Source organism: Flavonifractor sp. An91 (genome assembly GCF_002159225.1).
Lineage (GTDB): Bacteria > Bacillota > Clostridia > Oscillospirales > Oscillospiraceae > Flavonifractor > Flavonifractor avicola.
Genome location: NZ_NFHA01000019.1, coordinates 63,655 through 69,820, shown reverse-complemented (window position 1 = coordinate 69,820; position 6,166 = coordinate 63,655). Strand labels below are relative to the sequence as shown.

Below are 6,166 nucleotides of genomic sequence, written 5' to 3'. Positions count from 1 at the left end.
CCCCCCAGCAGCCCCACCCCCGGCGGCGACTGCCACCCTCAGCTGAAGGGCTGCTGCTCCTGACCTTCGCCCCACCCCTCCGTGCCAACCATCCCGGACCCGGCCAGCAAGCCGGGTCCGGGATGGTTTTGCCTCCATTGTCTGGATGAACTGGAGGAGGCGCGCCATCATGATGGGAGATCATATTCCGGTATTCTGACGCTGCACAAACACCCCCTGACCTGCCCGTTGAACTGGTGCAGGTCAGGGGGTGTTTTATTGATTGGGCTTTTGTGGATATCAGCGATCCTCCCGGTCCTCCTGCTCTGGTGGAAGGGGATGCCACGCCGGCGGCTCCTCTTTCCGGTGAAACAGCCGCCTGATCCGCTCCAGAATGGCTTCCACAAAGTGAAACCACAGATTTCCCAAAATAACGATAACCAAAAGCACCAATACAATGGTGCCAATCTCCATCAGGGGCATGGGACGCCTCACTTGGTGGCAAAGCGGTTAAGGAAGAAGTCGGTAAAGGCCTTCAGTTCCTCCTCCTGGGACACATAGACGTACAGGCTTTCATCCTCCAGCCAGTCGTAGGCGTTGATCCCGATGTAGCTTCTCTTGTCCGGATAGATGATAAAGGCGTCGGTGGGATACTTGTTCCGGTAGGCCTTCAGGATCTCAGCGCGGCGGTAATAGGTGGGGTCCCCGCAGCCGGACAGATCAGGTACGGTAGGCACCACTACGATGGTCTGACTAGCCTCGTTCCAGCCCACGATCAGATTTCCGATTTTGGTCTTGCTGCCGTGGACAAAGCCATAATTGAACCGGCTCACATCCTCGGTATAGCCGAAAATCAATTTGTATTCATCTCCGTTTTCCACCACCTGATTAAACAACACCCGCATCTTTTTTGCGTTGGCGTTGCTTTTCTCCATGTCTACCTCAGGTCCCTTAAACAATTTGCTGAACAATCCCATAGCTGTTTCCTCCTGCACATTTTATTTTGAGACGGCTCCGCCGTCAGCCTGACAAAATAAAGATATTTTTATATTTTTGTGTTTATTAAGTTTATAAAACAGTCCGCCTGAACAGAGGGCCAAATGGTTCCGCTCAGACGGACAGGTGTTACACACCGTCTGCCGGCGCTTTGTGTTTGAATTGCTCCAGGCAGTCCACAATGGCATTGATCTGAAACGCAATGGTCTGCTGGGCCGCTTCCGGGGCAAAGAAGGGCAGCGTTTCCGGTATGGCCCGGCAAATGATCATGGCAGACAGACTCAGGTTGGTAAAAAGCCCGATTCTGGCCGGGTCTGCTTTGACCCCGAAACACTCCAACAGGCTGCCAAACAGCGCCCTCTGCTTGTCCCGAAAGGTCCGATAGCTTTCTTCCGACAGTCTCCGGAAAATCAGCCGCTGCTCCTCCACAGACAACACCGCGATGCCGTTTTTTTCACCATAGCAGCAGGTGTATAAGAACTGCCGGACACCCTCCCGCCAGCTCAGCCCAGGATCGTCCATCAGACTTTGGGCATAGGCAATGAGCTTGGGCTGCTGGAGATAGAGCATCTCCACAATCAGATCTTCCTTGGTGGGGAAAAAGGAATAGAAAAAGGTCCTGGAAATCCCCACCGCCGTATAGATCTGCTCCACTGTCGTGTGCTGGATTCCCTGCCTCGTCATCAGCTCCAGTCCCGTGGTAACCAGCGCCTGACGAATCTGCTTTCGTTCCTCCTCAGAGTAGGCGACTTTCGGCATTCCGCACCTCCCAGATAAAAACAACTTTTTATCTTTATCTTTATTTTATCATATCCCAACTGGATGTACAAGAAAAAAACGGATCCACCGCCCCGGCTTACAAATTTGCCAGCACATATTTCAGCGCAAAGATCACTGCGATACCGTAGGTAAAGGCGGAAACCTCTCTTCCCTTTCCACGCAGCAGCTTGATGAGGCAATAGCTGATCAGGCCAAAGGCAATCCCGTCAGAAATGGAATAGGCAAAGGGCATGACCGCAATCGTGAGAAAGGCCGGAACAGCGCATTCCAGATCGTCCCATGGAATAGATGCAGCGCTGCGCATGGTAAGCACGCCTACGATGATCAGGGCAGGGGCCGTGGCTGCCGCAGGAATGATCCCAGCCACCGGCGCCAAAAACACCGAGCACAGGAACAGGACTCCTACCACTATGGAGCTCAGACCGGTGCGCGCGCCTTCCGCAATGCCTGCCGCCGACTCGGCAAAGGTGGTGACTGTGGAGGTACCCACACAGGCCCCGCAGCAGGTAGCCAGAGCGTCGGCAACCAGAGCCCGCTCGCTCCGCTTTTCCGTCCCTTCCTTCAGCCCTACATTGGCAGACAGGCCCACCAGCGCCCCCAGGGTATCAAAGCAGTCCACAATCGCGAAGCTGATGACCGCCGTCAGCAGCGGCAGCAGCCCTTTCTCCAGCACACCCCCCAGATCCATCTGGAACAGGACCGGCGCCAAAGTAATGTGTTCCATGGTCACTGTCCCGGGAATCTGGGTCACGCCCAACGGCAGGCCGACCAGAGTGGTGATTACAATCCCCAGCACCACCGCGCCCTTGACCCGGAAGGCCATCAGCACAGCGGTAAGCAGCAGCCCTGCCAGCGCCAGCAGCCCCTGTACATTCCACACCCGCTGTCCGTCTACCAGGGTGGACAGCTGCAGTGCGGGCACCGTGCCACTGAGGGTGATCACCTTTACATTGAGCAGTCCGATCAGCGCGATAAACAATCCGATTCCAGCCGAAATGGCGTGCTTCATAAAGTCAGGGATGGCACGAATCAGCTTTCCCCGCAGCGGCGAAAGGGTAAAGGCCAGAAAGAGCAAGCCGCTGAGCAGTACAATGGCCAGTCCCTCCTGCCAGGTATAGCCCATTCCCAGACATACCGTATAGGTAAAAAAGGCGTTCAGGCCCATCCCCGGCGCCTGCGCAAAGGGCAGATTGGCCAGCAGTCCGGTCAGAAAGCAGCCGATGGCCGCCGATACACAGGTGGCCACCAGCACCGGTCCCCAGAGGGACTCCGGCATGGCCGGGAAAAAGGGCTGGGCCTGAGTGCCCACGTTGGCACACAGCGTATTGGGATTGACAAAAATAATGTAGGCCATGGCAAAAAAGGTGGTAATGCCTCCGACGATCTCGCGCCGCACCGTACTGCCCCGGGCCGTAATCTGAAACCTTCTGTCCATTCGTTCCTCCCCTTCATCACACAATACTCCGCAGGAAAGGCAGGCCCTCTCCGCCTGCCTTTTCCACACACCTTCTTATCATACACCAGCCATTCTTCTGCTACAACCCTTAATGCTCCGCTCATACTCCGACCAGAAGCTAGCCAACCACTGTCGCCGATGCTGTCCGCCATTTTACTTAAATTTTGTATGCACGATTTACCTAGTTCCTTGACACATCATGATTCCAAGAGATATAATTATTGTCGAATTTTGGGTTTTCATGCGGAATTTTGGAGAGAAATGCAAAACACTTTGCTATGTGTGTGATATAGGGCTGAACATAAGAGGAGGACACGTCCATGGGGAAAACTGCGCGCTTTTATCCCAAAGCCTGGGTCCAACGAATCTTATCCGGGCTGCTGGCAATGATTCTGCTGCTTTCTGCCGCAGTAGGAACGGCAGGAGCGTCCGGCTCGGCCAAAAACTCCGTCTCCCGCGCCATCGCCATTGTATTTGACAACTCCGGCTCCATGTACATGAGCGGAAACAAGGCCTGGTGCCGGGCCACCTATGCCATTGAAGTTTTTGCCTCCATGATGAATCAGGGGGATACACTCCAGGTGTTCCCCATGTATGAGGTCACCGCCAACGGGAAGAGCTACACCAGCCAGTCCCCGGTGACGGTATCCGGCGGCAGCGATATCTCGGCCATCCGGGATATGTACACCCCCCACGCGGGAGATACCCCCATTGAGACCATCGGGGACGCCCATCAGGCACTACAGCGCAGCACCGCCGATGAAAAGTGGCTCATTGTGCTCACCGACGGCGCGGAGTTCTATGAAAATGGCGCCGGTCTGGGGTCTGCCACCTCCGCCCGACTGTCCGAAGTGCTCACCGAGTACAATAAATCGGCCAATGTGCTCTATTTGGGAATTGACTCCGTCGCAGTCATGCCCACAGTGACCAGCAACGGTCAGTATCAGTATTACGCGGACAAGGCGGCCAACAGCGCCGACGTACTGAGCAAACTGACCAATATGTGCAACATGATCTTTGGCCGGGACAAGCTGACCGCCTCCGGCAATCAGATCAGCTTTGATGTATCCATGAACAAGCTCATTCTGTTCGTTCAGGGGAGCAACATCAGCGGCGTGACTTTAAAGGATGCCTCCGGGGCATCGGTAGGCAGCCCCAGCCTGGAATACAGCCCCCGCTACAGCGAGAAGGGCGCCGGCAGCGGTATCGGCTCCGGCTCCTTCGGCATCGACAAAAGCCTGAGCGGTTATATCGCCATCTATGACACGCCTCTGGAGGCCGGAACCTATTCTTTGAGTTACTCCGGCGACGTAAGCAACGTCAGCGTATACTACGAGCCCGATGTGGATCTGGTGGCCCAGCTCACCGATGAGAGCGGCGCGGTCATCACCTCTTCCTCCGAGCTCTACCCCGGCACTTATTACATCAACTACGGTCTGGTGGACAAGACCGGCAACATGACCACCTCCACCCTGCTGGGTACTACCAACTACGAGGTAACCTACACCATCAACGGCAAGGAGCAGACCGTTACCAGTGACAAGAGCGGCCAGGTGGCTCTGGAGCTGAAAGAGGGGGATGTACTGGACGGAAAGATCCACGTCTCGTACCTCAGCGGCTACTCCATTACCAAAGACAGCAGCCAATTGGGTTGGCCCTCCGGCGGTTTCCAGGTCACGCCCCGCCCCGCCGGTTCTCTGGAACTCAAGGTGTCCGGCAGACAGGACAGCTACGCGCTCTCCACTCTGGAGGATTCTCCCTGCCAGGTGCAGGTCTACTATGAGGGCTCCCAGCTCACCGGCGAGGCTCTGGAGCAGGTGAAATTCAACGCCGCGCTGGAAGGCGGCAACGCCGGGTACGAGCTGATCCGGGATGGCGACAACTGCGCTCTCTATCTGCGCTATGCCGGTTCGGCGGAGGCCACCGACTGCGGTGATTACCACATGACGTTGTCCGCCAGCTATACCGATGAATTCGGCGTCACGGCCCAGAGCAATGAGGCCGCCTGGGACTTCACCCTGGAAGATGACAGCTATCAGCTGGCCATGGAATTTGAGGGCCCCGGCTATTTTGTCATCGCCGACCTGGAGAACAGCGATCCCATTCTGGTGAAACTGTCCCTCAGCGGGCAGCCCATGACAGACGAGCAGCTGGCCGCCACCACCCTCATCGTGGAGGCAGACGGGCTGACCGTAACCCAGGAGCCCCTGCCGGGAGAGTCGGCCTATGCCCTGCATATTGCAGGAGATGAACACGCCGTCTCCGGCAAGTACGGTCTCCGGGTCCGCGCCGTTACCAACGACCAGATCGGCCGGGAGATTTCGGCAGAGGGCACCAAGCAGGTGGAGCTGAGCACTTATCCCCTGTGGCTTCGCTACCTGATCATCGCCCTGATCATTCTGCTGATCATCGCCCTGATCCTCTTCTACCTCAGCCGCAAGATCCTGCCCAAGAAAATCACCGTCAACAGCGCCCAAACCGTATTCACCGTAGACGGCGAAATGGTTCAGGGCGCAGCCAAATGCAACTACTCCGGCGGCGGAAAAAAGCGGGGTTCCATCCAGGTTTCCACCCCGGCCTACTCCGGCTCACCGCTGGTAAAGGGCGGCTTTGCCCTTCAGCTGCAGGCCGTCACCCCCCGGCGGGTCAAATCCAACCGCCGCCGGGCGCTGGTCACGACTATCTCCCCTTCCAATACCGCCGCCCTTACCTCCCTTTCCATCGGCACCCATACTCTGGTCAAGTCGGAGGAAGGTAACGAGATCATCTGGGTGCTGGACGGCAAGCAGATCCCCAGCCCGTCGGCTGCCACAAACTTCGAGATCGGCGGCAAACCTACCTGCACCTTCATCGGTGAGACCATCACCGGCGAATCTTTTACCCTGTCGGTCCAGCTCCAGTTCAAATGAGCACCCATCTCATCGTAAAACATCCATTCCAGCAGCGAGGAGTATG

The 6,166-nt window shown here is 56.6% G+C and carries 5 protein-coding genes; 1 reads left to right on the top strand and 4 read right to left on the bottom strand.

Translation table 11 applies throughout. The features are described from left to right. Positions 1-279 precede the first annotated feature (279 nt). The 4 genes from B5G42_RS11520 to B5G42_RS11505 all read right to left on the bottom strand — a co-directional run bounded on the left by B5G42_RS11520 (position 280) and on the right by B5G42_RS11505 (position 3,190). Entirely contained in the window at positions 280-462 is a 183-nt protein-coding gene (locus B5G42_RS11520; protein ID WP_087270496.1) for a hypothetical protein, read from the bottom strand. Positions 463-470: 8 nt separating this feature from the next. Beyond that, positions 471-956 (bottom strand): hypothetical protein, encoded by a 486-nt coding sequence (locus B5G42_RS11515; RefSeq protein WP_087188727.1) that lies wholly within the window; start codon positions 954-956, stop codon positions 471-473. Positions 957-1,104: 148 nt separating this feature from the next. Then, a complete protein-coding gene (locus B5G42_RS11510; protein ID WP_087270492.1) occupies positions 1,105-1,734 on the bottom strand; it encodes a TetR/AcrR family transcriptional regulator in 630 nt (209 codons plus the stop codon). A 97-nt stretch (positions 1,735-1,831) separates the two neighbouring features. Continuing rightward, a complete protein-coding gene (locus B5G42_RS11505) occupies positions 1,832-3,190 on the bottom strand; it encodes an NCS2 family permease (RefSeq protein WP_087270489.1) in 1,359 nt (452 codons plus the stop codon). 341 nt (positions 3,191-3,531) lie between these two features. Here B5G42_RS11505 and B5G42_RS11500 point away from each other — a divergent pair, with 341 nt between their 5' ends. Continuing rightward, positions 3,532-6,120 carry a hypothetical protein gene (locus B5G42_RS11500; RefSeq protein WP_087270486.1) on the top strand — a complete coding sequence of 863 codons (2,589 nt, stop codon included), beginning with the start codon at positions 3,532-3,534 and terminating at the stop codon, positions 6,118-6,120. The last annotated feature ends 46 nt before the right edge of the window (positions 6,121-6,166 follow it).

Coding starts and splice junctions, on each gene's coding strand:
- B5G42_RS11520 (WP_087270496.1), bottom strand. CDS start 462: ATGCCCCTGATGGAGATTGGCACCATTGTATTGGTGCTTTTGGTTATC.
- B5G42_RS11515 (WP_087188727.1), bottom strand. CDS start 956: ATGGGATTGTTCAGCAAATTGTTTAAGGGACCTGAGGTAGACATGGAG.
- B5G42_RS11510 (WP_087270492.1), bottom strand. CDS start 1,734: ATGCCGAAAGTCGCCTACTCTGAGGAGGAACGAAAGCAGATTCGTCAG.
- B5G42_RS11505 (WP_087270489.1), bottom strand. CDS start 3,190: ATGGACAGAAGGTTTCAGATTACGGCCCGGGGCAGTACGGTGCGGCGC.
- B5G42_RS11500 (WP_087270486.1), top strand. CDS start 3,532: ATGGGGAAAACTGCGCGCTTTTATCCCAAAGCCTGGGTCCAACGAATC.